This window comes from Streptomyces sp. P17 (assembly GCF_032436805.1).
Lineage (GTDB): Bacteria > Actinomycetota > Actinomycetes > Streptomycetales > Streptomycetaceae > Streptomyces.
The window spans coordinates 1-508 of record NZ_JAVRBF010000302.1 but is presented as its reverse complement, the minus strand read 5'-3'; the positions used below and the strand labels follow the sequence as shown (position 1 = coordinate 508).

Genomic DNA, 508 nt, shown 5'->3' with positions numbered 1-508 from the left:
CTCGGTAGTAGCCGGTGTTCAGCTCCACGCCAGCTCCTCGCCTGCCGAGCCTGAGGGCGCGGACCGGGACTGTCCCGAGGCCTCCGAACGGGTCGAACACGAGGTCGCCCGGGTTGGAGTAGCGGCGGATGAGTCGGTCCACGATGTCGAACTGCAGGGGGCAGACGTGATACGCCTGCGCCTTGCGTGACTGCTCCGTGTTCAGCGTCCCCATCCGGTTCACGTCATGCCACACCTCGGGCGACCATGAGCCGGGCGCGAGAGCCATGAAAGTGGAAGGTCGGGCGCGGCGGCTGTCGAGCGCTTCCCCGGTCTCCACGTGGTCCTCATAGTCGTACACCTCGGTCAGGGTCTGTTGGGTGAACAGCCGTGACCGTTCCTCAACGGGCAGGGCGGCGAGCTCGGCTGGCGTCAGGTGGCGGTTCCCGGACGAGCGCCAGAAGGCGTGGGCGTCGATCTGCCAGCGCGACCTGGAGTAGTCATCCTTGTCCTTGGTGACGGGAGTGTC

Annotated in this window: 1 protein-coding gene; it reads right to left on the bottom strand. The window is 66.9% G+C overall.

Translation table 11 applies throughout. The features are described from left to right. The coding region (locus RMT89_RS40985; protein WP_315888840.1) for a DNA methyltransferase at positions 1-508 on the bottom strand (508 nt) is incomplete at both ends.